Below are 23137 nucleotides of genomic sequence, written 5' to 3' on the forward strand. Positions count from 1 at the left end.
AAAGATAACGGGTCTAGCCCAAACGGGGTGAGTGGGTCACGCTCTCGTTGTGAACATGAAGGTGACAGTCGTCGGAGCAGGCGTGGTGGGCACCATGCACGCCTGGCACGCGGTCCAGCGGGGCCACCAGGTGGTCCAGATCGAGCGCGAGGCCGAGGCGCGCGGCGCCTCGCTGCGCAATTTCGGGCAGATCTGGGTCAGTGGCCGCGCCGGTGGAGAGGAACTGGAGGCAGCGCTGCGGGCGCGGCAGCTGTGGGAGGAGATCGGCGCGCGGGTCCCGGCGCTGGGCTTCCGGGCGAACGGGTCCCTGACCCCCGTCCGAGGCCCCCTGGAGCTCGCCGTCGCCGAGGCCGCCGTGGCCCGCGCGGACGCGGCCGCCCGCGGTTACCGACTCCTCGTGCCGAGCGAGGCCCGCGCCCTCAACCCGGCGCTGCGCGGCGACTTCACCGCCGCCCTGTACTGCGAGCGGGACGCGGCGGTCGAGCCGCGCACCGCCCAACTGGTCCTCCGCGCCGAGCTGTTGAAGTGTCCGAACTACACCTTCCTGCCGGGCCGGGAGGTGCGCGAGGTCGTCGGCGCCGGCACCGTACGGGACGACCACGGGGACGTGCACCGGGCCGACGCGGTCGTGCTGTGCACCGGCGCCTGGCTCGGCGGGCTCGTCCGTGAACTGGCCGGGCCCGGCCTGCCCGTGCGCCGGGTCCGGCTGCAGATGATGCAGACCGACCCGCTGGGCGAGCCGCTGACCACCTCCGTCGCGGACGCCGACAGCTTCCGCTACTACCCCGCCTACGCCTCCCCGGCCCTCGACCGGCTGAACGCCGGGCAGCCGCAGCCGGAGACCGCCGCCGCCCACCGCATGCAGCTGCTCATGGTGCAGCGGGCCGACGGCGGGCTGACCATCGGCGACACCCACGAGTACGAGCACCCCTTCGCCTTCGACACCGTCGAGGAGCCGTACGAGCACCTGACCGGCGTGGTCGAGTCCCTGCTCGGGCGCCCGCTGCCGCGCGTCCGGCGCCGCTGGGCCGGGGTGTACGCGCAGTGCACCGACCCCGGCCGGGTCGTGCACCGGCAGCAGGTGGGCGACGGGGTGTGGCTGGTCACCGGGCCCGGCGGGCGCGGCATGACCTGCGCACCGGCGATCGCCGAAACGACCGCGAACGAACTGGGATGGTGAAGACCCTGATGAACACCGAGGACATCCGTCTCGTCGTCCTCGACATGGCCGGCACCACCGTCGCCGACGGCGGCCTCGTCGAGCGCGCCTTCGCCGCGGCCGCTTCCGAACTCGGCGTCGAGCCCGGCTCGGCCGAGCACGCCGAGCACCTCGCGTACGTCCGCGCCACCATGGGCGAGTCCAAGATCTCCGTCTTCCGGCACCTGTTCGGCACCGAGGAGCGGGCCCGGCGCGCCAATGCCGCCTTCGAGAAGGCGTACGGCGAACCGGTCGAGGCCGGTCTGGTCGCGCCCGTCCCCGGCGCCCGCGAGGCCATCGAGGCGCTGGCCGGCGGCGGCCGTACCGTCGTGCTGACCACCGGCTTCGCCCGCGTCACCCAGGACGCCCTCCTCGACGCCCTCGGCTGGCGGGACCTGGTCCCGCTCACCCTGTGCCCGGCCGACACCGGCGGGCGCGGACGGCCGTACCCGGACATGGTGCTGGAGGCCTTCGTCCGCACCAAGGCCGCGGACGACGTGCGGCAGATCGCCGTCGCCGGGGACACGTCGTACGACGTGCTCAGCGGCCTGCGGGCGGGCGCCGGGCTGGTGGCCGGGGTACGCACCGGGGCCCACGGGGACCGGGAGTTCCGGGCCGCCGGGGCCACCCATGTCCTGGACTCCGTGGCCGCACTGCCCGCGCTGGTGCTGGGAGACCGGTGAGACGGGCGTCCGTTTCCCGCTCCGTCACCGTCTCCGGCAACCGAGCTTGGCCGCGGGGCCGGTCGACAGGCGGACGGCAGGGTCAGGATCAGGCCGGCCTGACTACCCTGGGGGCGTCGGTACGCCGTGGTTCCGGCGCCCCCCGCTTTCCCGCCCGCCTTCTTGACCGCACGTACGCCAGGAGACGCACAACATGGCAGACCGCAAGCCGATCGAGTCGTGGCTGACCGACATGGACGGTGTCCTGATCCACGAGGGCGTCCCGATACCCGGCGCCGACGCCTTCCTGAAGAAGCTGCGCGAGTCCGGGCGGCCCTTCCTGGTACTCACCAACAACTCCATCTACACCGCCCGCGACCTGCACGCCCGGCTGCGCCGCATGGGCCTGGACGTCCCGGTGGACAACATCTGGACCTCGGCCCTCGCCACCGCCCAGTTCCTGAACGACCAGCGCCCCGGCGGCAGCGCCTACGTCATCGGCGAGGCGGGTCTGACCACGGCCCTGCACGACGTCGGCTACATCCTCACCGACCACGAGCCCGACTTCGTACTCCTCGGCGAGACCCGCACCTACTCCTTCGAGGCCCTGACCAAGGCCGTGCGGCTGATCAACAACGGCGCCCGGTTCATCGCCACCAACCCCGACAACGTCGGCCCGTCCACCGAGGGCGACCTGCCCGCCACCGGCTCGGTCGCCGCCCTGATCACCGCCGCGACCGGCAAGAAGCCGTACTTCGTCGGCAAGCCCAACCCGCTGATGATGCGGGCCGGCCTGAACGCCATCGGCGCCCACTCCGAGACCTCCGCGATGATCGGCGACCGCATGGACACCGACGTGCTCGCGGGCCTGGAGGCCGGAATGCGCACGTTCCTGGTGCTCAGCGGGGTCACCCAGCCGGACGCCGTCGACCAGTACCCCTTCCGCCCCTCGAAGGTCGTCGACTCCATCGCGGACCTGGTCGACCTGGTCTGACCTGCGGCCCCAAGCCCGGAGCCACCCGGATGGAGTAATCAGGCGCCCCCCGAGGATGCGGGGGCGCCTGTGGCGGGGGAGCCTCCAGATATCTGGAGGTTCACGATGGGCTCACTTCGCCTCACTCTCTGTACCGGGATCCTGGCCGTCGCCGCCCTCGGCACACCGGCCCACGCGGCCGACGGCGGCGCCGTCTCCGTTGCCCCCGACTCCCCGGCCCCCGGCACCGACGTGTCCCTGCGCGTCCACGGCTGCTCCGGGTCGCAGGGCACGGCCGTCTCGGGCGCCTTCGTCTCCGACGCCCGGCTGACCGGCAGCCGGGGCAGCCTCTCCGGCGAGACCCGCGTCCGCTCCTCCCTCGCGCCAGGCGCCTACGACGTACGCGTCACCTGCGCCGACTACGTCATCAGCGGGCGGATCACCGTGGCGGCCCGGGGCACCGGCCAGGGCACCGACCACGGCTCCGGCTGGGGCACCGACCACGGCACGGACCAGGGGAGCGGCCGCGGTACGGATCACGGAACCGACCAGGGGACCGGCCAAGGGACCGGGACCGGCCGGGGTACCGACTCCGGCACCGACCATGGCACCGGTACCGGCCGGGGTACCGACTCCGGCACCGACCACGGCACCGGTACCGGCCGGGGTACCGACTCCGGCACCGACCATGGCACCGGTACCGGCCGGGGTACCGACTCCGGCACCGACCACGGCACCGGCACCGGCACCGACCACGGCACCGGTACCGGCCGGGGTACCGACTCCGGCACCGACCACGGCACCGGGCGGGCCGACGAGCAGGGCCGGTGGCCCGGCGCGGACGCCTCTCCCGTCGCCCCCGTCCACGCGGGCGGCGGCGGCGCCGCCCCCGGCACGCACTTCGCCACCGTCGCCACGAACGAGTCCGGGCCCGGCACCGCCCAGGCGTTCACCGGCCTCGGGCTCGCCGGGGTCGCCGCGCTCGCCGTCGGACTCCGCGCCCACCGCGGCCGCAAACCCCACGACGGCGACGAGAACCACGACAGCCGTGACACCCGCTGACGGGTGGGCATGACCGACGACGAGGGCCGCGCCACCACCGGCACCGGACGGCTGGTCACCGTACTGACCTGGGGGGTGCTGCTGTTCGGGCTGTGGCTGTGGGGGCGGGAGGTGACCGGTCTCCCGGACCGCACGGGTCCGGCCACCGGTGACGCGTTCGCCGCCGGCACCGCCCCCGCCGCCCTGCCCCGCCCGGCCGCGCCGCTCACCGACGCGCTGCCCCAGCGCCTCGACATCCCCCGGCTCGGCGTGCAGGCACCCGTGGTCGCGCGCGGCCTCGACGCGCGCGGGTCCATCGACCCCCCGCCCTTCGACCAGCCAGGAGTGGTCGGCTGGTACGCCGCGGGCACCCGGCCCGGCGCCCGCGGGGCGGCCCTCCTGGTCGGACACGTCGACACCGAGACCCGGCCCGCCGTCTTCTACAAGCTCAGCACCCTCACACCCGGCGCGACGGTCCGGGTGGTGCGCTCGGACGGCACGGTCGCCCAGTTCACCGTCGACGACGTCCGCGTGCTGCCCCGCGCCGGCTTCGACGCCCGCCAGGCCTACGGCCCCCGCCGGGCCGGCCGCGCCGAACTGCGCCTGATCACCTGCGGCGGCACCTTCGACCGCGCCACCCGCAGCTACACCGCCAACGTGGTGGTCGACGCCTACCTCACGGCCACCACGCACTGAGCACTGATCCCGCACGCCCCGTTGTGCGACCTCGTGGCGAACCGTCCCGATATGCCAGCATGGGACGGCGCCCGGACCGGTGCGCCCAGGGGGGAACCAGGGGGAATCGCATGGACCACAGCAGGGCGGCCCGGTCGGCCGCGCGGGCGTCCGCGGCGGCGGTGCTGGGGGCGGCACTGCTGCTCGCCGGCTGCTCCTCGACAGGCGGGGGCGGGGGCGGTGACAAGAACGCCGACCCGGGCGCCCCGATCACCCAACAGCCCCGGTCGGCCGACCCGTTCTGGGTGAACCCGGACGGCACCGCGGCCCGGCAGCTCGCCGCCTACGTCAAGGCCGGCCGGACCGCCGAGGCCGGGCAGATCCGGAAGATCGCCGAGCAGCCGGTCGGGGAGTGGATCGGCCCGGAGAACCCCGAGCAGGAGGCCCGCGGCTTCACCGAGGCCGCCCAGCGCGCCGACCGCACGGCCCTGCTCGTCCTCTACAACATCCCGCACCGCGACTGCGGCCAGTACTCGCAGGGCGGCGCCGCCGACGGCGACGCCTACCGCGCCTGGATCGACGGCGTCGCCCGGGGCATCCAGGACCGCCCCGCCCTCGTGATCCTCGAACCGGACGCCGTGCTGCACCTGGTGGACGGCTGCACGCCCGCCCGGTTCCACGAGGAGCGCTACGACCTCCTCAAGGGCGCGATCGCCACGCTCACCGCCCTGAAGAACACCAAGGTCTACCTCGACGCGGGCAACGCCGGCTGGGGCCACCCCGACCAGATCTACCAGCCGCTCCGGCAGGCCGGCATCGACCGGGCCGACGGCTTCGCCGTCAACGTCTCCAACTTCTACTCCACCCAGGACTCCCTCGCCTACGGCGAACAGCTCTCGGCGAAGGTGGGCGGCAAGCACTTCGTCATCGACACCAGCAGGAACGGCAACGGCCCCTACACCGGCGGCGATCCGGACCAGCGCTGGTGCAACCCGCCGGGCCGCGCCCTGGGACAGCCCCCGACCACCAGGACGTCCGCCCCCCTCGTGGACGCCTACCTGTGGGTCAAGCGCCCGGGGGAGTCGGACGGCACGTGCAAGGGGGGCCCGAAGGCCGGGGACTGGTGGGCGAGTTACGCACTCGCCCTGGCCGGGAACAGCAGGTGACTCAAGGAATCCGCACCCACTGCGCCTGCGACGGCGTCCCCTGGTCGTCGTCCACGAACAGCATGTACCACCCGGACGGGACCAGGTTCCGGTTCTCCGGGACCGTCACCGTGATCCTGTCCCCGGACGTCCTGAAGTCCAGGGCGACCGACCGCTGGTCCACGTCCGTCACATGCGTGGAGGCACTCGGCCGGATCAACCGCACCTTCCTGATGCCGGCCGCGTGCTTCGAGGTGAACGTCCCCGAGGCGCCGCGCGCGATCGTCTGCGGACCCCCGCTCAGATCGGGCCGGGAGTCCCGGTACAGATACGGCGGCGTGTAGACCTCGATCCGCTGCTCGAACTTCCCCGGCTCGGTGTTCGCCTTGTCCCCGTACAGGGAGTCGGACCCGAAGAACATCACCCGCCCGTCCGGCAGCAGGATCGACCCGGAGTGGTAGTTCCGCCCCACCAGCGGATCCGCGACCCGCGTGAAGCTGTTGCTGTCGGGGTGGTACAGCCGTGCCTGCAGGATGTCGGAGTCGCTGCGCCCCCGGTAGTCCTCCGAGCCGCCCGAGACCAGGACCGTGTCGTCGGGCAGGATCGAGGACTGCGGGTACCGGGTGCCCTTCTCCAGCGCGGGCCCGTCCGCGAAGCGCGGCTTCTTCGCCTTCAGGTCGATCAGCCGGGTCTTCCTGCTGGACAGCTTCGACTCGCCGACGCCACCGCCCCCGATCACCATGAACCTCTCGTCCTGCGCCGGAGGGAGCAGCACGGTCCCGGAGGTCTCCATCATGTTCGGATCGCTCAGTCCCGGCAGCCTGGTGAACCGGTTGGTGTCGACGTCCCAGACACCGGGGTCGCGGCCGACGTCGTCCGGCCCGTACCCGGCGTTCGAGCCCGAGTAGAAGATCTTCCCGTTCTGCATCAGGAACAGCGCCGGATAGGTCGGGAACTGCCGGACGGTCCTGGTGTACGTCCACTTCCTGGTCTTCGGGTCGAAGATCTCGTTCTTGCCCGGCACCAGCTGACCGATGTCGTCCAGCCCGGAGACGCTGAGGATCCTGCCGTCCGACAGGGTCGTGAGGGTCGGGTACCAGCGGGCCTCGTTCATCGGGTCGACCTTGACGTACCGCTCGGCGACCGGGTCGAACTCGTAGGCGTCCTTGATCCCCTCGAAGTCCTTCTTGTCGAGGGCGAGTTTCTGCGCGATGCCGTAGGTGTTGCGCGCGTCGGCCCCGGTCAGGCCCTGGATCGTGTAGTTGTCCTGGGTGCCGGTCTCGTACCGGGTGCCCTCGCGCGGCGCCTCGACGTAGACCCGGCCGTAACCGGGGTTGTTCCGCAGCCACTTCCCGCGCCTGTCGAAGACCTTCGTCGCGCGCGGGAGCAGGACCGGGTCCTGGGAGACGAACGTCCTGCCGTTGCGCTTGCCGGTGAACCTGGTGCCGGCGGGCAGCGTCATCGGCTTGTCCGGGTTCTCGTTGTAGAGGATCATGACGCCGCCGGCCTTCTTGACGTCGCCCTTGAGCTTCTCGTACCGCTTGGTGCCGCCGGCGATCAGGATGTCGCCGTCGCCGAGCTGGGTGTGGCCGGTGCAGAACAGGTCGGCCGGGGTGGGCACCTTCTTAATGGTGCCCTTGACCGGGTCGTAGATCCGGGTGTCGAACCTCTTGGCGTCGAAGTTGTCCTGGTTGTTGCCCGATCCCGCGATCATCAGGAGCTTCCCGGTGCGCAGGAGTGTCGCGTGGATCGTGTCCTGCCGGTACTCCTTCGGGAACTCGATGATGTCCCAGTGGCCGTTCGCGGCCTTGTACTCCGCCCTGTTGATCTCGTACTGGTGGTACCGGGCGGTGCCGAAGCGGTACACCCACGGACCGTTCATCCCGGCCAGCGCGAGGACCACCGCCGTACCGATCGCGAGCCTGCGGGCGCGCCGGCGGCCGGACTGCTCCGTCATTCCTTGCCTCCGCCCAGTCCGCCGAGGGCGATCCGCACGGTCTCCTTGTCGTCCCGCACCGCCCAGGCGGGGCGCTGCTGCGGCACGGGGGCCGCGGCGGACTGCCGTTTCTCATGGCGCAGCGTGTAGCGCCAGACGGCGATCGGCGAAGCGGTGATCAGCAGCGCGAGGGCGGCCCAGACGATCATCGCCGGGTGGGAGTGGCCGAGCGCGAAGCCGGCGCCGAGCGAGCCGCCGAAGGCCAGGACGAAGAACCAGTGGACGCGGAAGGTCCCGAACAGCGTGTCGGGGCTGGCCGACTCGCCCTTCGGCGTCACGACGAACCGGCTCCTGCGGCGCAGCACCGCGTCCAGCAGCGAGCGGGCGTAGATCGGCGCGGACAGCGCGGACATCACCATGCCCGCCACCCCGCCCGAGCCCTCCGGCTCGTGCGGGGAGACGTTGTGCCGCCGGTTCCAGACGTACAGCCCGATCTGGAGCGCGGAGGCGTTGCCGTACAGCATCAGCCACACGGTCGGGTCGATGTCCACGCCCGAGGCGCCGAGGCCCAGGAAGAGCGCGCAGCTCAGCGCCGCGAGGATCCAGTTGAGGGCGGACATCGGGTAGAAGACGATCATCATCGTGTAGTTGAAGAGCCTGCCCGGCCCCAGGGTGAACAGGCCCCGCCAGTACTGCTTGAGGATCGTCTCGTACGTCCCCCGGGACCAGCGCAGCTGCTGGGTGAAGAAGTCCGTCCAGGCGGCCGGTCCCTCGCCGACGGCGAGCACGTCCGGGGTGTAGACGGACTTCCACTTCCGGCCCGTCAGCGGGTTCCTGGCCCGGTGCATCTCGAAGCCGGTCGCCATGTCCTCGGTGATCGAGTCGTACAGCCCGCCGATCTGCCGGATGGCGCTGATCCGTACGGCGTTGGAGGTGCCCACGAACATCGGGGCGCCGTAGCGGTTGCCGGCGCGCTGGATCAGGGCGTGGAAGAGGAACTGCTGCGACTCGGCGGCCTTGGTGACGAACGTGTCGTAGTTGCCGTAGACCTGCGGGCCGATGACGAAGCCGACGTCCGGGTCGCGGAAGTAACCCAGCATCCGCTCCAGGTAGTTGGGCAGCGGCACATGGTCGGTGTCGACGGAGGCGAAGTAGTCGTAGGCGTCGCCGTGCGCCTCCAGCCAGGCGTTGTAGTTGCCGTGCTTGGTCTTCGCGCGGTGCGGGCCGCTGGGCCGGTTCCACCGCTCGACGCCCTTGCGGGTGAAGTGGTGCACGCCGAGCCGGGCGCAGACCTCCCTGACGGCCGGGTCGTCGCCCTCGTCCAGCAGCCACACGTGCAGCAGGCCCCGGTGGCGCAGCCGCACGGCCGCCTGGAGGGTCTTGGTCACCATCTCCAGCGGCTCCTTGCCGGGCACGAAGGTGGTGACGAAGGCGACGCGGGTGCCGCTCCGCGGGACGACCGGGACCGGGTCGCGGGCGACGAGGGTGGCGTGCGCGTTGGACAGCACGTTCATGCAGCGGAAGAACTCGATCAGGCCGATCGAGACGAGCATGACGGTGTCGAGGGCCGGCAGGAAGGCGTGGGCGGGGTGGTCGCGATGGGTCCAGTGCTGTGGGCGCAGCAGCCAGAACAGCAGGACCAGGGAGAGGACCGGGGCGGCGCCCAGCACGAGCGCCGCGCGTATGCGGTGCGGTTCCTGCGACAGCAGCGACCGGTACCGCACCCGGTACGGCCTGGCCGGGTCGGGCTGGGTGAGCGGGCCCGCGAGACGGCTGTAGTGCTCGTAGTCGTATCTCGGCGGGTTCGTCCCGGCGGTTCGGCGGTCGCTTCGATGCCCGAGTGCTCTCAGTTGCAGGGTTTGTGATCGATCGTGCGCGTACTGTGACCGGTCATGGTGGTGCCCGGCGCCCGTCGGCGTCGACGTCATGAGTCATTCCCCCCACACGCGGATCACCGCGTGTCTGTTATTTCCCCCCAACTGCCGCCAATCGGCGTCAGCTTGGACAACCAGGGTTGTACGCCGCTCCGCATGATCGCAAGAAGCGAAACCTGGTGTTTACCGGTCAAACCCGTCCATTGGGGCGCATGGGGGGCTTGAGGGAATGGGGTGCGCCGGTGCTCTCGGCGAGCCGGGGTGCGCCGGTGCCGGCGAGGCGGGCACGGATGTGGCCGAAGTGATCCCTTATGGCCTTCTCCGCCCGCGGCGAGTCCCCGGAGCGGACCGCGTCCAGGATCTCCCGGTGCTGGCGGCAGGTGACCCGGGGGTCCTGCGGCACGTCCACCAGATCCCGCTGCACCCGGTGGAAGGCGTCCCAGAAGGCCTCCAGCACCTCGCTGAGCAGGACGTTGTCCAGCCCGCGGTAGAGGGTGGCGTGAAAGGCGCGGTCGGTCTCGGCGAGGCCCGCCCCCTGCGCGGCCTCCCGTTCCATGCGGCCGACGAGCGCGTCCAGGTCGACGAGGTCCGCCTCGGGCAGTCGCCCGGCCAGCCGCGACACCAGCCCGGTCTCCACGGCCTCGCGCAGCTCCAGCAACTGCAGCAGGGAGCCCTCGCCCCGGTGGTGCCCGGCGACGGTGCGGAAGGCCAGGCCCTCGATCAGCGGCGCGAACGACATCGAGCCGACGTACGTCCCGAACCCGTGCCGGATCTCCACGATCCCCATCGCCTGGAGCGCCTTCAGTGCCTCGCGCACCGAGTTCCGGCTCGCCCCGAGGTGCTCCATCAGCTCCGGCTCGGTCGGCAGCGGCGCCCCCGAGGGCAGCCGCCGGTCCACGATCAGCTTCTTGATCCGCTCCTGAAGGTCCCGGGCCGCCATGTCGAGAGGGTATCCGGCCGGACATGGAGAAGGCCCCCCGCTCGCGCGAGGGGCCTTTCCTGTCGAGTGCGCCGCCAGGGACTCGAACCCCGGACCCGCTGATTAAGAGTCAGCTGCTCTAACCAACTGAGCTAGCGGCGCCTGCTGACAGGGACAACTCTACCTGACCTTCGGGGGTGCTCATGACCACCCCCGGGTGGCCGGAGGGGGTGCGAGGGGGGCGCGTACATCATTCGGACCGTCAAAGTGGCGGTCTGCCGGACAGTTGGGAAACTGACGAACGTGCACACTCGCGGACAAATTTCCCCTGAATGTGAGGCAGCTCTCATGGTCGCTCCGGTGTTCGAGGAATTCGACCCCGGGAGCGACTGCGACTGCCAGGGTTGCGTCCGGGCGCGCCGGGTGGGTCCCCGTGCGCTGCCCGGTCGCTTGGTCGGCCGCTCGGCCGCCTGCGGACTCGCGGTGGTCGCCGCCGTGTCCGCCGTCCTCGGCGCGGCCGCCCCGGCCGCCGCCACCTCCGGCCGGCCCGCCGTCCAGCGTCCCCACGTCCCCGGCGACGGCGAGTCCGACACCCCCCAGGGCGCCAGGTCCCCGCTGCACGGCCGGGGCGGCCGCCCGGTCAAGCCCGGCACCGTCACCGCCACCACCCGGGCCGAGATCATCAAGCGGGCCAAGGTCTGGCTGGCGGCGAAGGTGCCGTACAGCATGAACGACTACTGGTCCGACGGTTACCGGCAGGACTGCTCCGGCTATGTCTCCATGGCCTGGAGTCTCGGGAGCAACGAGTGGACCGGCAGCCTCGGCCAGTACGGCGTGAAGATCACCAAGGAGGAGCTGGAGCCCGGCGACATCCTGCTCTACCACAACCCCGACAACCCCGAGCGAGGCTCCCACGTGGTGATCTTCGGCGGCTGGACCGACTCCACGCACACCCACTACACCGTCTACGAGCAGACACCCCCGAACACCCGCAGCCAGACCACGCCCTACCCGTACTGGAGCAACACCACCAAGTACGTCCCCTACCGCTACAAGGGCCTGACGCCCACGACGGCGGGCGCGCAGCCGGCCGACGGCAAGGGGGTGGGGGTCCGCTACCCGGGCGCCGCCGCCTTCGGCCCCGGCGCCGACAACCGGTACGTCACCCTGCTGGGCCGGATGCTGGTGGCCCGCGGCGCCCGCGCCTACTACCCCCACGGCCCCGGCCCGGTCTGGAGCGAGGGCGACCGGAGGGCCACCCGGGCGTTCCAGCTGGCCCAGGGCTGGACCGGCGCCGCCGCCGACGGGCTGCCCGGCCCGCGTACCTGGGAACTGCTCGTCACCGGCCGGGGCAGGGACATCGCCCCGGCCACCGCGGCTCCCGCCTCCCACAGGACTCGCGCCTCCCACAAGGCCCCCGCCTCGCACGGGGTGCCCGGCTATCCCGGCCGCGCCTTCTTCCTGCCGGGCGCGGACAACGACCACGTCACCCTGCTGGGCCGCCGGCTGGTGGAGAGGGGGTACGGCAGGTTCTACCCGACCGGTCCCGGTCCGGCCTGGGGCGAGGCCGACCGCCGTGGCGTGCAGGCCTTCCAGCGCGACCAGGGCTGGCGGGGCGGCGCGGCGGACGGCTTTCCGGGCCCGGAGACCTGGCGCCGGCTCTTCGCGGACACCGACCCGGAGCGGACGGCCGGACTCTGACCCAGCCCGTCCGATCCCACCCCCCTTCCTGTTCATGCCTGTTCATGACGCATCTGGCGCGGAGGCTGGAGGCACGCATGAGAACCACCACATCGCACACACCGCCCGAATCCGACGGGCGCCCGGAGACCGCCGTGGGCCTGGCCGGGCGGCCCGTCCGGCTCATCCAGAACGAGTCGACCACCGAGATCCCCGTCCATCTGCTCTTCCGGGACGACCCCGGCCCAAAGACGCCGGCGAAGGTGCCGCTCAAGCCCGCCGTGGCGGGGCGCCGGCAGGGCACCGGCGAACAGCCGCGCATCCGGCGCCCGACACCGGCATCGGCACCGGTGGCGGTGCGCGGCCGGCCGCTGCCGGAGGCGGATCCGGAGCTGGCCGAGCGCCCCGCGCGGGTGCTGCCGGGCGCGGCCGGGGTGCTGGCCGGCGCGTGCGGGGTCGCCGGGTGCGTGGCGACCTCGTGGTGGGCGGGGCTGCTCCCGTCGTTCGCGGTGCGGGCGCTCGGGCTGACCGCGTCCGCCGGCGCGGGTCTCGGGCCGGCGCAGTGGGCGGCGTACGCCGGGGCCGGGGCGCTCGGCGTGCTCGGCTTCGGCGGGCTGGCCCGCGGACAGGCCGGCCGGGCCTGGGTGCTCGGCCTGTTCGGCCGCTACCGGGGAACCGTCCGGCGCACCGGGCTGCTGTGGGTGAACCCGCTGCTGCTGCGCCGCCGGGTGGACGTACGGCTGCGGCACTGGCGCAGCGGGGCGATGCCGGCGGCGGACCCGGACGGCATGGCGCTCAGGGTGGTCGTCCTCGTGGTGTGGCGGGTGCGGGACACCGCGCGGGCGGTGCTCGGCATCGAGGACCACGAGACGTATGTGCGCGAGTGCGTGGAGGCGGCGCTGGCCCGGGTGCCGCTGGAGCCGGCGGGCGGGGCGCGCGGCGGCCCGGCGGCGGCCGGGGACGCGCTGACCCGGCTGGTCGCGGCGGAGAGCGCGCCGGTCGGCGTGGAGGTGTTCTCGGTGCAGCCGGTCCGGGTGGAGTACGCCCCCGAGGTCGCCGCCGCGATGCACCGGCGCCGGATGGCCCTGCTGGACGCCCGCCAGCGGGCCGGCCTGGTCGGTTCGGTGGTGGACTCGGTGGAGGACACGGTGACCCGGCTGACCACCCGCGGCCTGGTCGGACGGGACGACTACGAGCGCAAGGCGCTGGTGCGGGACCTCACGGTGGCCTTCTGCGCGGGGCGCGCGGAGCCGTCGTGGACCCGCTCCTCCGCGATTGGTATGGACATGCTCAACAGGCGGCAATAACCTGACACTTGGTCTAGACCTAATGCACGGCCTGCACAGCTCACCGAACTCCCCACGTTCTCCAGGAGCGGCAGTATGCGCACGAAGACCAAGTTGTCCGCGGTCGTGCTCGGGGTGGTGACCGCCGGAGCGTTCGTGCTCTCCACCGGCGGCGCCAGCGGGCACGGCTACACCGATCTGCCCGTCAGCAGGCAGAAGCTCTGCGCCAACGGCACGGTGACGGGCTGCGGTGACATCCAGTACGAGCCGCAGAGCGTCGAGGGCCCCAAGGGATTCCCGGCCGCGGGGCCCGCCGACGGCCGGATATGCAACGGCGGCGTCGACCGGTTCGCCCAGATCAGCTCGCCGACCACGCCGTCCGGCGCGCCCTGGCCCACCACCCGGGTGACGGGCGGCCAGACGTACACGTTCCGCTGGCAGTTCACCGCCATGCACGCCACGACCGACTTCCGGTACTACGTCACCAGGCAGGGCTGGGACCAGGGCCACCCCCTGTCCCGTTCGGACCTCACCCTCACCCCGTTCCTGACGGTGCCGTACGACGGCCGGCGCCCGCCGGCCACCCTCAGCCACAGCGGCACCCTGCCGTCCGGTCTGAGCGGGCACCACGTCATCGTCGCGGTGTGGACGATCGCCGACACGGGCAACGCGTTCTACGCCTGCTCGGACGTCACGTTCTGAGCGTCCGCCGAACAACGGCGCGGCAGGCGTGGGAAGGGCCCCCTCCCCATGCCTGCCGTAGCTGTCCACATCTGACGGAACGTCAACTAACCTGCGCGGTCATGGAGTCCATGACACGCACGGTCGCCGGGCTGATCGCGGCGCGGTCGGAGGACCGGCGGCCGGGGCTGTGGTGCGAGGAGCGGGTGCTCACGCACGCCGAGGCGGCGTCGGGTGCCGCGGCGCGGGCGGCCCTGCTCGCCGAGCTGCTGCCACCGGGCGCCGTACGCCACGTCGGGGTGCTCCTCGACAACACCGAGGAGTTCCCGCTCTGGCTCGGCGCCGCCGCCCTCGCCGGCGCGGCCGTCGCAGGGATCAACCCCACCCGGCGGGGTCCGGAGCTGGCCCGCGACATCCTGCACACCGAGTGCCCGCTGCTGATCACCGAGCGGGCCCACCTGCCGCTGCTGGCCGGGCTGGAGCTGCCCGGGGTGCGCGTCCTCGTGACGGACGAGGAGGAGTACGCGGCCCTCCTCGCCCCCTACGCCGGCGCCGTACCCGACCCGTCCCGTGCCACCCCCGCCGACCGCCTCCTGCTGTACTTCACCTCCGGCTCGACCGGCGCCCCCAAGGCCGCGATCTGCTCCCAGGGGCGGCTGGCGGCGGCCGGGCAGGCGCTGGTGCGGCAGTTCGGGGTGCGCTCCGACGACGTGCACTACGTCTGCATGCCGCTGTTCCACGGCAACGCGGTGATCGCCGACTGGGCGCCCGCGCTGGCGGCGGGCGCGGGCGTCGCCCTGCGGCGCCGCTTCTCGGCGTCCGGTTTCCTGGCCGACGTACGCCGCTACCGCGCGACCTACTTCACCTACGTCGGCCGGGCCATCCAGTACGTCCTCGCCACCGAGGAGAAGCCCGGCGACCGGGACAACCCCCTGCGGCTCGGCTTCGGGACCGAGGCGGGCGCGGTGGACGCGGCGGCCTTCGAGCGGCGCTTCGGGGTGCGGCTGGTGGAGGGCTACGGCTCCTCCGAGGGAGGGGCGGCGATCCAGTGGGCGCCGGGCACCCCGGCGGGTGCCGTGGGCCCGGCGAAGCCCGGACTGGTGGTGCTGGATCCGGCCACCGGACACGAGTGCCCGCCGGCCGTCTTCGACGGCGCCGGGCGCCTGCTCAACGGGGAGCGGGCGATCGGGGAGCTGGTCAACCGCGCCCCCAACCCCTTCGAGGGCTACTGGCGCAACCCGGCCGCGGAGGCCGAGCGGCGCAGGGACGGGGCGTACTGGACCGGCGACCTCTTCTACCGGGACGCGGCCGGCTACCTGTACTTCGCGGGCCGCGGCGACGACCGCATCCGGGTCGACGGGGAGAACCTGGCCGCCGCGATGATCGAGAACATCGTCGCCCGGTACCCGGGTGCGGCGGCCGTCGCCGTGTACGCGGTACCGGACCCGGTGACCGGCGACCAGGTGATGGCGACGATCGCCGGCGCCTTCGACCCGGCGGACTTCACGGACTTCCTGGCGGCCCAGCCCGACCTGGGCACGAAGATGGCACCCCGCTTCGTGCGGGTCGTCGAGCGGATGCCGGTGACGGCGACGAGCAAGATCCACCGCGCGCTGCTCAGGAAGGAGGGCTACCGGTGCGGCGACCCGGTGTGGTGGCGGCCGCCGGGGGAGGCCAGTTACAGGAGACTGGGTTCGGGTGAGGCCGAGGGGGGCGTGGGTGGCGAAGCCCCCGCAACGCGCGGCGGAGCCGCGCAATAACAGAGATGGCGAGCCAGGTCCGCGCTTTTTGCGGACGTGGCTCGCCATCGTCATCGTGCGCCGCCAGGGACTCGAACCCCGGACCCGCTGATTAAGAGTCAGCTGCTCTAACCAACTGAGCTAGCGGCGCATGACTCCCGCCCTCCGCCGGATCTTGTTTCCCGCGGCTGGCGACGAAGAAAATACTACCTGGTCCTGAGGGGTGCTCGTGACCACCTAGAGGGTCAGCGAGAGGAGGACCGGTGCCGCGTTGCGGTTGAGGGCTTCCGCCGCCTGCTTCAGCCGGTGCGCGTGCTCCACCGGGAGCGACACGGCCAGGCAGCCCACCGAGGCGCCCGCGGTGATCGGGACGGCCGCGCAGACCGTGCCGATCGCGTACTCCTGGAGGTCGAGCACCGGCACCGTCGGCGGCTGGGACTCCAACCGGGAGAGCAGCAGCTTGTCGCTGGTGATGGTGCGCGAGGTGAGGCGGGCCATCTTGTGCCGGGAGAGGTGGTCGCGGCGGGCGTTGTGGTCGAGCTGGGTCAGCAGGCTCTTGCCGACGGCGGTGGCGTGCGCCGAGTAGCGGAAGTCCACCCACTCGTTCACCGCCGGGGTGGCCGGTCCGGCGGCGTACTGGGTGACCTTGACCTCGCCGTCGACGTACCGGCTGATGTACACCGCCGCGCCGACCGAGTCGCGCAGCCGGTCCAGGGTGTGCTGGAGCTTCTTGCGCAGGGCCCGCTCGCGGTCGTGCGCCGAGGTGAGCCGGCGCAGGGTGTCGCCCGTGACGTACGCCCCCTCGCCGATCTGCTCGACGTAGCCCTCGCGGCGCAGCATGCGCAGCAGCGCGACGAGCCGCTCGGCGCCGAGCCCGGTGCGGCGGGCCAGCTCGGTGTCGGTGACCCCGCTGGAGTGGCGCGCCACGGTCTCCAGCACGCGCAGCGCGTCCTGGGCGGAGTGGTACGGGGCGGTCGGCTCGTGCATCAGGGCCACGGTGTTCCCCCCTGGCTTGCCTGTCTCTGGCCGCGAGATCCGGTCGGCGGATCGCTACCACGATATCGGGCAATGGGCCGTTGGGGAGAGGGCGTTGGCGAGATTGTGGCGTTCGCCGCCCGCTCCGAGCTGGCTGCCATCTGTCTGGCATATGCCAGTGGAATGGTCAGGGGAGTGGGTGGCGAAGGGGCCGTTGCACAGGCCCCGGCCGGACGGGTCACAGCACCGCGCCCAGGAACTCCCGGGTGCGATCCTGCTCCGGATCGCTGAAGATCTTCTCCGGCGGGCCCGACTCGATCACCCGGCCGCCGTCGAACATCAGGACCTGGTCGGAGATGTCCCGGGCGAAACCCATCTCGTGGGTCACGCAGAGCATCGTGATGTCGGTGCTGCGGGCGATGTCCCGGAGCAGGTCCAGGACGCCCGCGACCAGCTCCGGGTCCAGCGCGGAGGTCACCTCGTCGAGCAGCAGCACGCGCGGCCGCATCGCCAGCGCGCGGGCGATCGCCACCCGCTGCTGCTGCCCGCCGGACAGCCGCGTCGGCTTCGCGTCGCACTTGTCGGAGAGCCCCACCAGCTCCAGCAGCTCCCGGGCCCGCGCCTCGGCCTCGTCCTTGGACATGCCGAGGACCTGCACGGGCGCCTCGGTGATGTTCCGCAGCACCGACATGTTCGGGAACAGGTTGAAGTGCTGGAACACCATCCCGATCTTCTTGCGGACCTCGCGGACCTGCTTCTCCGGCGCCGGGAACAGCGACTCGCCGTCCACGGTGATGGTGCCCTCGTCCGGTTTGGTGAGCGTCATCAGCAGCCGGAGGATCGTGGTCTTGCCGGAGCCGGACGGCCCGATCAGGGTCACGTGCCTTCCGGGCCGCACGGTGAAGTCCAGCTGGTCGAGGACGGTGTTCGAGCCGAAGCGCTTGGTCACCTTCTCCAGCCGGACCAGCTCGCCCGGCACGCCGTCGATGACGGAGGACTTCGCGGGGGACGTGGGGGACTCGGGCGTACGGGGTTCGACGGGTTCAACGGACAAGGCGTCGCTCCAGAGCTCGCAGCAGCAGGGAGGCCGGGAAGGAGATGAGGATGAAGGCCACACCGATCACGGTGAGGGGCTCGGTGAACTGGAAGTGCTGCTGGGAGAAGAGCCGGGCCCGGCCGAGCATCTCCAGCACGGTGATCACCATCAGCATCGGGGTGTCCTTCAGCATGGAGATCACGTAGTTGCCGAGCGCGGGGATCACACGGCGGATCGCCTGCGGCAGGATCACCGCCGTCCAGGTCCGCCGCCGGGGCAGGTTCAGCGCCGTCGCGGCCTCCCACTGTCCGGCCGGCACCGCCTCGATCCCCGCCCGGTAGACCTGCATCGTGTACGTCGAGTAGTGCAGGCCGATCGCGAACACACCGGTGGCCAGCGCCGAGAACGTCAGGCCCCACTCGGGCAGCACGTAGAACAGGAAGAACAGCTGCACCAGCAGCGGCGTGTTGCGCACGAACTCCGTCAGCACCCCGACCGGCCAGCGCACCCACCGGGTCGGCGTGCGCATCAGCAGCGTCCACACCAGGCCGAGCGAGAACGACAGCAGCGAGCCCAGCACCAGGATCTGGAGCGTGACCAGCAGGCCGTGCCAGAACTCCGGCAGGAAGTCGTGGACGGCGGTCCAGTCCCACTTCACGCGACACCACTCCCCACCGAGGTCGTCCGCGCCCGCTTCAGCTCACGCGCCGCCGACTCCGTCCCGGGATCCTTGCCGATCCCGGCCTTCAGCCTCTTCTCCAGCGCGCGCATCAGCCGGGTGAGCACGAACGCGATCGCGAAGTAGATGAGCAGGACGTACGTGTAGATCTCCGCGCTCCGCTGCAGCGCGAGCCGCACCAGGTTGGCGCTGAACGTCAGGTCGCCCATGCCCATGACGGACACCAGCGCGGTGCCCTTGAGCAGCTCGACCAGCAGGTTGCAGAAGGACGGGATCATCTCCGGCACGGCCTGCGGCAGCACGATCAGCCGCAGCCGCTGCCACGGCGTGAAGCTGAGCGCGATCCCGCCCTCCTTCTGCGCCGGGTCCACCGCGTTCAGCGCCCCGCGCACGATCTCCGAGCCGTACGCGCCGTACGTCATCCCGAGCGCGAGGGTGCCCGCCCACATGGGCACCAGCTGCCAGCCGAAGGCGATGGGCAGCACGAAGAACACCCAGAAGATCATCACCAGCGCCGAGGTGCCGCGGAACACCTCGGTGTAGAAACCGGCGACGAAGCGCACGATCCACAGCCGGTGCGTCCGCGCGACGCCGACGGCGAACGACACGGCGGTGGCCAGCAGCGTGCTGAACACCAGCAGCTGGACGGTGGTCCAGACACCCTCCAGTACGAGTTCCCACAGTCCCGCCGTCATCCGCCGCACAGCTCCTTCGCGGTGAGGTCGGTCATCTCGGCCCTGGTGAAACCGAAGGGTCTGAGGATCCGGAACAGCTCCCCGCTCCTCTTCAGCCTGCGCAGCTCCACGTTGAAGGCGTCCCGCAGGGCCGTCTCGGTCGGCCGGAACGCGAAGGCGCCGCCGTCGACGTGCGGCTTGCCCTTGACGAGCGGCGCGAACGGCGCGGTGGCCTCCGCCTTGCCCGACTTCCGCGCCACCTCGCGGGTGGTCAGCGCCGTGCCGGCGAAGACGTCGACCCGGCCCGCCTCGACCGCGTTCAGCCCGGCCACCTGGTCCGGGACGATGAGGATGTCGTCCTGCTTGTACCCGGCCTCGACCGCGTACTGGATCTCGGCGTACCCGGTGCCGGTCGCGAACTTCGCCTTCTTCGCGACGACGTCCTTGTAGTCGTGCAGCCCTTTGGGATTGCCCTTGCGCACGATGAAGGAGTCCAGCATCTGGTAGTCCGGATCGGCGAAGATCACCTGCTGGCACCGCTCGGGGTTGACGTACATCCCGGCGGCGACGACGTCGAACTGCTGGGAGTTGAGCCCCGGTATCAGCGAGCCGAACTCCGTCGGCACCGGCTGCACCCTGTCCACCCCGAGCCGCTTGAAGACGGCCTTCGCCAACTCGGGTGCCTCACCGGTGAGATGGCCGTCCCTGTCGATGTACCCGAACGGGATCTCCCCCGCGATGCCGAGCCGCACGACCCCCTGCGCCCGCAGCCGCTGAAGCAGGTCACCGCCCGGTCTGCCGGACGCGGCGGCCACCCGCGTGCACCCGGCGGCCCCCAGCGCCCCGAGGGCTGCGAACCCGCCGAGGGCGCCGAGCACGGACCGCCGGCTGTGTCTGTGTTCCGACCGGAATGTGTGTGCGTCGTTCCCAAGTGGTGGAGCCATGGCGGCGCGGCTACCCAAGCGCACCCGGGGTATGCACCCTGGTTTCATGGCCGATCGATTCGTCACGGTTTCACTCGACAAGCGGGGCGTGCGCTGCACGGCCCGCCTCCTGACCGACCGCGCGCCGGTGACCTGCGAGGCCGTCTGGCAGGCCCTGCCCCTGTCGGGCGACGTCTACCACGCCAAGTACGCGCGCAACGAGATCTACGCCCTCTTCCCGCCGTTCGCCTCCACGGAACCCCCGCTGGAGAACCCGACCGTCACCCCGATTCCCGGCGACCTCTGCTACTTCTCCTTCGCGGGCGCCGAACTGGGCACGAAGGCCTACGGCTACGACCGCGAGGTCCGCCCCGGCGGCACCGTCGTCGACCTGGCCCTGTTCTACGAGCGCAACAACCTCCTCCTCAACGGGGACGTGGGCTGGGTGCCGGGGATCGTCTGGGGCCAGGTGGTCGAGGGGCTGGAGGCGATGGCCGAGGCGTGCAACGACCTGTGGCGGAAGGGAGCGGAGGGGGAGCGGCTGAGCTTCAGGAGGGAGTGAGGGCTCCGGGGGCCTGCGGGGCGAAGACCGCCCCCGCCTCGTACAGCGCGTGCGCCGCCCGCAGGACCAGGTCGTCACGGTGCCGGGCGGCGACGAGTTGCATGCCCACCGGCAGCCCGTCGCCGTCCGCGCCGACGGGAACGGTGGCCGCGGGCTGCTGGGTGAGGTTGAAGGGGTACGTGAACGGGGTCCAGCCCGTCCAGCGGCGGTGGGCGGAGCCGGTCGGCACCTCCGGCCCCGCCTCGAAGGCCGTGACCGGCAGCGTCGGCGTCACCAGCAGGTCGTACGTCTCGTGGAAGCGTCCCATGCGCCGCCCGAGGTCCATGCGGACGTCCACCGCGGCCAGGTAGTCCAGCGCGCTGTAGCGGGCGCCCCGGGCACAGATCTCCCGCAGCCCGGGGTCCATCAGCAGCCGCTTGCGGGGCGAGAAGCGCTCGGTGAGCCGGGCCGCGCCGCTGAACCACAGGGTGTGGAACGCCTCCACCGGGTCGCTGAAGTCGGGGTCGGTCTCCTCGACGTACGCGCCGAGGTCGGCGAGTCGGGCCACGGTCCGGCGCACCGCCGCCGCCACCGCCGGCTGGACCGCCACCTGGCCGCCCAGGGAGGGCGAGTACGCCACCCGCAGCCCGCGGACACCGCCCTTCAGGCCTTCCGTGAAGGAGCCCGGCGCGGCCGGCAGGGCCGACCAGTCGCGGGCGTCGGGCGCCCCGATGACATCGAGCAGCAGGGCCGCGTCGGCCGCGTCCCGGGTCATCGGGCCGCTGTGCGACAGCGTGCCGAACGCGCTCGCCGGGTAGATGGGCACCCTGCCGTACGTCGGCTTCAGGCCGAAGATCCCGCAGAACGCGGCCGGGATCCGGATGCTGCCGCCGCCGTCCGTGCCCAGCGACAGCGGGCCCGCGCCGAGCGCGACGGCCGCCGCGCTGCCGCCGCTGGAGCCGCCGGCGGTCCGGGACGCGTCGTGCGGGTTGCGGGTGATCCCCGACAGCGGGGAGTCCGTGACGCCCTTCCAGCCGAACTCGGGGGTGGTGGTCTTGCCGAGGAACACCGCGCCGTGCTCGCGCAGCCGGGCCACCGGCGGCGCGTCCTCGGCCCAACCGCCCTGCTCGGAGATCGTCTTCGAGCCCCGCAGCGTCGGCAGCCCGCGCAGCAGGAGGATGTCCTTCACCGTCACCGGCACCCCGTCGAGCAGCCCCGCCGGCTCACCGCGGCGCCAGCGCCCCTCCGACTGCCGGGCCCGCTCCAGCGCATCCTCCTCGGTGAGGCGGACGAAGGCGTTCACCTCCGGCTGGATCCGCCGGGCCCGCTCCAGCGCCTGCTCGGCCGCCTCCACGGGGGAGAACTCGCCCTTGCGGTATCCGTCGAGGAGCTGGACGGCGGTCAGGTCGGTGAGCTGCATGCACCCTCCAAAAGGTCCCCGCGGCCCCTGGGCCCCGAGGTCAGTGACCGGGGACGTAGCCGCGCTTCTTGTCGACCACGTTCACCAGTGATCTGCCCGCTGCCCACCTCTCGTACAACTCCAGGAACTGGGTTCCCAGTTCGTCGCGCCAGCCGACCGTGTCGCCGCTCATGTGCGGGGAGACGATCAGACCGGGCAGACCCCACAGCGGGCTGTCCTCGGGGAGGGGCTCGGCCGTGAAGACGTCGAGGGCCGCGCCCGCGATCCAGCGCCGGGTCAGTGCCTGGGCCAGGGCGTCCTCGTCGACCAGCTGACCGCGCCCGACGTTCACGAAGAACGCCGACGGCTGCATCACGCCGAAGCGGTGGGCGTCGAACATGTGGCGCGTCTGCTCGGTCAGCGGCGCCGCCGCGATCACCCAGTCCGCGCGCGAGACCAGCCGGTCCAGGTCGGCCGGGCCGTGGATGCCGGTCCGGGGGGTCCGCCCGACCAGGGCCGTGGTCACGCCGAGGGCCTTCAGGATCCGTACGATCGCCCGGCCGATCGGGCCCGAGCCGACCACGCACGCGCGCGTGCCCGCCACCCGCCGGCCCTCCCGGTGCCGCCAGGTCCGCTCCCGCTGGTACTCCAGGGTGCGCGGAAGGTCCTTCGCGACCGCAAGGACCAGGGCCGCCACGTACTCGGCGATCGGCTGGTCGAAGACGCCGCGCGCGTTCGTGACCACCGTGTCCGAGGCCGCCAGCTCCGGGCACAGCAGATGGTCCACGCCCGCGCTCGCCGTGTGCACCCAGGCGGGCCGGGGCCCGTCGCCCGGCCAGGCCTCGCGGACCGCGTGCGAGGTGAAGTCCCAGACCAGCAGCACGTCGGCCCGGGGCAGTCGTTCGGCCAGACCGGAGGCGTCGGTGTGCACGACACGGGCGCGGCCGGTGAGGCGGCCGAGGCGGGGCAGCGGCTCGGCGTCCAGGACGAGGAGCGTGGGAAGCGTCGTCATACGGGGCGGCTCCGGGCGTCTGACATGCGCGGATTATGCGCGGATTGACCACGCTCGCACCCGAACCTACCTTCGTCAACACGGGCGCA

At 72.2% G+C, this 23137-nt stretch carries 21 protein-coding genes and 2 tRNA genes; 11 read left to right on the top strand and 12 right to left on the bottom strand.

The window, feature by feature from the left end; genetic code table 11:
• Positions 1-55: 55 nt before the first annotated feature.
• The 6 genes from ACZ60X_RS22470 (at position 56) to ACZ60X_RS22495 (ending at position 5715) form a co-directional block, all read left to right on the top strand.
• A complete protein-coding gene (locus tag ACZ60X_RS22470; protein WP_469601142.1) occupies positions 56-1180 on the top strand; it encodes a TIGR03364 family FAD-dependent oxidoreductase in 1125 nt (374 codons plus the stop codon).
• Entirely contained in the window at positions 1174-1881 is a 708-nt protein-coding gene (locus ACZ60X_RS22475; RefSeq protein ID WP_469601146.1) for an HAD family hydrolase, read from the top strand. The genes ACZ60X_RS22470 and ACZ60X_RS22475 overlap by 7 nt, the downstream gene beginning before the upstream one ends.
• 193 nt (positions 1882-2074) lie before the next feature.
• On the top strand, positions 2075-2854 hold the full coding sequence (locus ACZ60X_RS22480) for an HAD-IIA family hydrolase (RefSeq protein ID WP_469601148.1): 780 nt from the start codon (positions 2075-2077) through the stop codon (positions 2852-2854).
• 105 nt (positions 2855-2959) lie between these two features.
• Positions 2960-3895, top strand: a complete 936-nt coding sequence (locus ACZ60X_RS22485; RefSeq protein ID WP_469601150.1) for a hypothetical protein — start codon at positions 2960-2962, stop codon at positions 3893-3895.
• Positions 3896-3904: 9 nt separating this feature from the next.
• The gene (locus ACZ60X_RS22490) at positions 3905-4570 is read left to right on the top strand and encodes a class F sortase (RefSeq protein ID WP_469601153.1); all 666 of its coding nucleotides are present in this window, start codon (positions 3905-3907) and stop codon (positions 4568-4570) included.
• 110 nt (positions 4571-4680) lie between these two features.
• A complete protein-coding gene (locus ACZ60X_RS22495; protein WP_469601157.1) occupies positions 4681-5715 on the top strand; it encodes a glycoside hydrolase family 6 protein in 1035 nt (344 codons plus the stop codon).
• Between the two features lies 1 nt (position 5716).
• On the opposite strand, the gene glxA is transcribed toward ACZ60X_RS22495, so the two are convergent.
• The 4 genes from glxA to ACZ60X_RS22515 form a co-directional block, all read right to left on the bottom strand.
• A complete protein-coding gene (glxA, locus tag ACZ60X_RS22500) occupies positions 5717-7651 on the bottom strand; it encodes a radical copper oxidase GlxA (RefSeq protein ID WP_469601159.1) in 1935 nt (644 codons plus the stop codon).
• On the bottom strand, positions 7648-9558 hold the full coding sequence (locus ACZ60X_RS22505; RefSeq protein ID WP_469601162.1) for a glycosyltransferase family 2 protein: 1911 nt from the start codon (positions 9556-9558) through the stop codon (positions 7648-7650). The genes glxA and ACZ60X_RS22505 overlap by 4 nt, the downstream gene beginning before the upstream one ends.
• 136 nt (positions 9559-9694) lie before the next feature.
• A complete protein-coding gene (locus tag ACZ60X_RS22510; protein WP_469601165.1) occupies positions 9695-10444 on the bottom strand; it encodes a FadR/GntR family transcriptional regulator in 750 nt (249 codons plus the stop codon).
• 67 nt (positions 10445-10511) lie between these two features.
• Positions 10512-10585 (bottom strand) — tRNA-Lys (locus ACZ60X_RS22515).
• Positions 10586-10771: 186 nt separating this feature from the next.
• Here ACZ60X_RS22515 and ACZ60X_RS22520 point away from each other — a divergent pair.
• The 4 genes from ACZ60X_RS22520 to ACZ60X_RS22535 all read left to right on the top strand — a co-directional run bounded on the left by ACZ60X_RS22520 (position 10772) and on the right by ACZ60X_RS22535 (position 15830).
• Complete coding sequence (locus ACZ60X_RS22520; RefSeq protein ID WP_469601169.1) at positions 10772-12124, top strand: peptidoglycan-binding protein; 1353 nt, start codon at positions 10772-10774, stop codon at positions 12122-12124.
• 77 nt (positions 12125-12201) lie between these two features.
• Positions 12202-13410, top strand: a complete 1209-nt coding sequence (locus ACZ60X_RS22525; protein WP_469601172.1) for an SPFH domain-containing protein — start codon at positions 12202-12204, stop codon at positions 13408-13410.
• 75 nt (positions 13411-13485) lie between these two features.
• Complete coding sequence (locus tag ACZ60X_RS22530) at positions 13486-14091, top strand: lytic polysaccharide monooxygenase auxiliary activity family 9 protein (protein ID WP_469601175.1); 606 nt, start codon at positions 13486-13488, stop codon at positions 14089-14091.
• 101 nt (positions 14092-14192) lie between these two features.
• Complete coding sequence (locus ACZ60X_RS22535) at positions 14193-15830, top strand: AMP-binding protein (protein ID WP_469601179.1); 1638 nt, start codon at positions 14193-14195, stop codon at positions 15828-15830.
• A 56-nt stretch (positions 15831-15886) separates the two neighbouring features.
• Here ACZ60X_RS22535 and ACZ60X_RS22540 read toward each other — a convergent pair.
• The 6 genes from ACZ60X_RS22540 to ehuB form a co-directional block, all read right to left on the bottom strand.
• Positions 15887-15960, bottom strand: a tRNA-Lys gene (locus tag ACZ60X_RS22540).
• An 86-nt stretch (positions 15961-16046) separates the two neighbouring features.
• Positions 16047-16805 (bottom strand): IclR family transcriptional regulator, encoded by a 759-nt coding sequence (locus tag ACZ60X_RS22545; RefSeq protein WP_469601181.1) that lies wholly within the window; start codon positions 16803-16805, stop codon positions 16047-16049.
• A 217-nt stretch (positions 16806-17022) separates the two neighbouring features.
• On the bottom strand, positions 17023-17772 hold the full coding sequence (ehuA, locus tag ACZ60X_RS22550) for an ectoine/hydroxyectoine ABC transporter ATP-binding protein EhuA (protein WP_469601588.1): 750 nt from the start codon (positions 17770-17772) through the stop codon (positions 17023-17025).
• A gap of 55 nt (positions 17773-17827) precedes the next feature.
• Positions 17828-18478: an ectoine/hydroxyectoine ABC transporter permease subunit EhuD gene (gene ehuD, locus ACZ60X_RS22555; protein ID WP_469601183.1), complete on the bottom strand. Its 651-nt coding sequence runs from the start codon at positions 18476-18478 to the stop codon at positions 17828-17830.
• Complete coding sequence (gene ehuC / locus ACZ60X_RS22560; protein WP_469601186.1) at positions 18475-19194, bottom strand: ectoine/hydroxyectoine ABC transporter permease subunit EhuC; 720 nt, start codon at positions 19192-19194, stop codon at positions 18475-18477. Before ehuC ends, ehuD begins: the two co-directional genes overlap by 4 nt.
• A complete protein-coding gene (gene ehuB / locus ACZ60X_RS22565) occupies positions 19191-20117 on the bottom strand; it encodes an ectoine/hydroxyectoine ABC transporter substrate-binding protein EhuB (RefSeq protein WP_469601191.1) in 927 nt (308 codons plus the stop codon). The genes ehuC and ehuB overlap by 4 nt, the downstream gene beginning before the upstream one ends.
• 46 nt (positions 20118-20163) lie before the next feature.
• Between ehuB and ACZ60X_RS22570 the strand changes: the two genes are divergently transcribed.
• Entirely contained in the window at positions 20164-20658 is a 495-nt protein-coding gene (locus ACZ60X_RS22570; RefSeq protein WP_469601194.1) for a DUF3830 family protein, read from the top strand.
• On the opposite strand, the gene ACZ60X_RS22575 is transcribed toward ACZ60X_RS22570, so the two are convergent.
• Together ACZ60X_RS22575 and ACZ60X_RS22580 are read right to left on the bottom strand one after the other, a co-directional pair.
• Positions 20645-22057: an amidase gene (locus ACZ60X_RS22575; RefSeq protein ID WP_469601197.1), complete on the bottom strand. Its 1413-nt coding sequence runs from the start codon at positions 22055-22057 to the stop codon at positions 20645-20647. The two genes, ACZ60X_RS22570 and ACZ60X_RS22575, sit on opposite strands and share 14 nt — an antisense overlap.
• A gap of 40 nt (positions 22058-22097) precedes the next feature.
• Complete coding sequence (locus ACZ60X_RS22580) at positions 22098-23048, bottom strand: D-2-hydroxyacid dehydrogenase (protein WP_469601201.1); 951 nt, start codon at positions 23046-23048, stop codon at positions 22098-22100.
• Between the last annotated feature and the right edge of the window lie 89 nt (positions 23049-23137).

The sequence above is a fragment of the Streptomyces sp. NPDC104106 genome, from assembly GCF_055584345.1.